Raw genomic sequence first — 2,849 nt, forward strand, 5'->3', positions numbered from 1 at the left:
CTGCCCACCGTGGCCGAACTGAACGCCATCGCGCCCAATACCCCCGTGCTGGTGCATCACCTCTACAAGCTGACGCTGATCAATGACGCCGCCACCCGCTATTTCGGCTACGACCAGCCCGGTCACCCGACCTATCCAGGCGGCGTGATCGAGAAAGAGGACGGCGTGCCCACCGGGCGCCTGCTTGCCGCGCCGTCGGGCTTGTTGATGTACCGGACATTGGTAGAGGCGCCCAAGCTGTCGATCCAGGATCAGATCAACTCTTCGATCCAGTACATGGATGAGTTGAACGCGCTTGGCCTGACTTCGGTATCTGACGCAGGCGGTGGCGGGATGGAGTTCCCCGATGCCGACGCCTATGCCGTCACGCATTGGCTGCACGAGCGTGGGCTGATGACCGTGCGCACCGGCTATCACACCTTTCCGCAGATCAAAGGGCAGGAGTTTGACGACTACGACCGCTGGACCCAAGCCTGGCGGCCACAGCAGGGCGATGACATGCTCAAGCTAGTGGGCGGGGGCGAGAACCTGTCCTGGGCGTCCTACGACTACGAGATCTTTGGCGAGCCGATACCGGACATCGATCCCGACGCTGAAGAGATCCAGCATCGCATTATGACGCTACTGGGCGAACGCGAATGGCCGTTCCGCCAACACATCACTTACGGCCAGACCGCAGATCGGTTGCTGAATGTCTACGAGGATGTGTCGCGGGGCGCGGGTCTGACGCCCGGCTGGTTCATTGACCATGTGGAAACCTTCACGCCCGCGCATCTGGAACGCATCGCCAAGCTGGGCGGCGGGATCAACCTGCAAAACCGCCTGCAGTTCCAGGCCGAAGACTTTGTTGCCCAGCATGGCGAAGACGCACTGCGCCAAACGCCGAACTTCCGCGCCATCCTTGATCTGGGCGTGCCTGTCGGTCTGGGGACCGACGCCACGCGCGTTGCGAGCTATAACCCGTGGTTCGCGCTGCAATGGCTGTCCACGGGTCTTAGTCGGGGGGGCATGCGCATGTATGGCGATGACAATCTTCTGGACCGCGAAGAGGCGTTGCGCCTGATGACCGTGGGATCCGCATGGTTCACCGGTGATGCAGGTCGCAAGGGTGCGATCGCGACGGGACAGATGGCAGACTTCGCGATCCTCGACCGCGACTACTTTGCCGTCACCGATGCCGAGATTGCCAAGATCACGTCCGTCCTGACTTCGGTAGGAGGCACGGTGGTGCACGCTAAAGAACCTTTTGCCATGCACGATCTGCGCCACGTGCCGCCGATCAGCCCGGATTGGTCACCACTCCATCACGATGCCGAAATGGGGCGGGGCTAAGGCTCCGCTCCGTCTAAAGAGCAGAACCGTATGACCCTGACTCGTAGATCGTTGGTTTTGGGCGCGGCGGCTGTCGCGCTCACTGCCGCACGCGGTTATGCCAGCCCTAATCTCACCATATCCTTGCAGCAAGGCGGTCATGTCGTCTATTTCCGGCACGCCGCCACGCAATGGTCAGGCATTGACCGGATTGAATGGCCGCGCAGCCGCCAGCGCCTGCTGTCGGATGAGGGCATCGCCCAGGCTGAAGCCATTGGATCGGCATGGCGTGCCGCGAATGTCCCGGTGGATGAGGTCTGGGCCTCACCCTTTGCCCGCTGCGCAGACCATGCACGCATCAGCTTTGGGCAGGCACGCGAGGATATGCGACTGATCGGCCTGCTGTCCGATGAAAACGGGCAGGCAGAACGTCGCGAGTTTCTGCGCAGTCTGGTCACGACCCTGCCTGCACAGGGTACCAACCGGGTGATCGTGTCGCATGGCTCCAACATTGCCGAGGTTGCGAACGTATCCTTGGCCGAAGGCGAAGGCGTCGTATTGCGCCCGGACGGTGTAGGTGGGTTTGACGTGCTTGGAACGGCGATGCCAACTGGCTGGTAGCCAAGTTGTCCCTTTTGACTGTCCGACCCGTGGCCCGCTCAAGGGTCAAATCCGTCAACGTCGGCCAGAAATGCCTCGAAAAAGTCCGTAAATGTCGCGACAAGCGGCGGCAGGGCTTCGTAGGGTGGGTAAAACAAGGACAGCCAAAGCGACGGTAGCGCCCAGTCGTCCAAAACTCTGATCACTTCGCCGGATTTAAGACCGTCGGCCACGTGAAACTCCGGCAATACAGCTATGCCCATTCCAGTGCGCGCCAGCTCATAAAGAAGGTCGCCATTGTTGGATTGTATGGCTGTTCCGGCAGTAACCACGCGTTTTTGCGGGCCTTTTTCGAAACGCCAAGTCTCGGGTTTCGCCTCTTCTCCGTAAGACAGGCAAAGCCTTGGGTCGAGTTCCTCGGGCGATGCCGGAAGCGCATGTTTCTCAAACAACTTGGGTGAGGCAACCGCGATCATCGGTACTTCCGCCAGTTTGCGCCAGATCGTGGATTTGTCGGTTGGTATGCCCGATACACGGATCGAAAGATCACAGTCTTCGGCCAGGATATCGACTAGTCGATCCGTAAGCCGAATGTTCAGATCGACGTGGGGGTAGGCAAGCCGGAAGCTCTCCAAAAGCTGGGGCATCAGTCTCACACCAAATGACATGGGCGCGTTGATCGACAAGCTGCCCCGGTACGGGTGCATCTCTCTTTCAAGGTCCTGCTCAACGCGATCGAACGCCTCAACCAATGGGCTGTAGCGCGCAGCAATCAATGCACCTGCCGATGTGAGCGACACTTGTCGCGTGGTGCGAAGCAAGAGCTGGTGGCCCAGATCTTCTTCCAATCGCGCGATGATGCGCGTCACGGTCGCCGGTGTCATTTTGAGGGATTTTGCTGCTGCGACAAAGCTTTGCAGCCTACTGACTTCCAGGAA

Annotated in this window: 3 protein-coding genes; 2 read left to right on the forward strand and 1 reads right to left on the reverse strand. The window is 60.0% G+C overall.

Annotated elements, in window-relative coordinates:
• Window positions 1-1,332, forward strand: a 1,332-nt coding sequence (locus AC6RA8_RS21945) for an amidohydrolase family protein (RefSeq protein WP_500355887.1), incomplete at its 5' end; no start/stop codon positions are given.
• Window positions 1,333-1,362: 30 nt separating this feature from the next.
• Window positions 1,363-1,932 carry a histidine phosphatase family protein gene (locus tag AC6RA8_RS21950; protein WP_500355889.1) on the forward strand — a complete coding sequence of 190 codons (570 nt, stop codon included), beginning with the start codon at window positions 1,363-1,365 and terminating at the stop codon, window positions 1,930-1,932.
• A 38-nt stretch (window positions 1,933-1,970) separates the two neighbouring features.
• On the opposite strand, the gene AC6RA8_RS21955 is transcribed toward AC6RA8_RS21950, so the two are convergent.
• Window positions 1,971-2,849, reverse strand: an 879-nt coding sequence (locus tag AC6RA8_RS21955) for a LysR family transcriptional regulator (RefSeq protein WP_500355891.1), incomplete at its 5' end; no start/stop codon positions are given.

This window comes from Tateyamaria sp. (assembly GCF_059783535.1).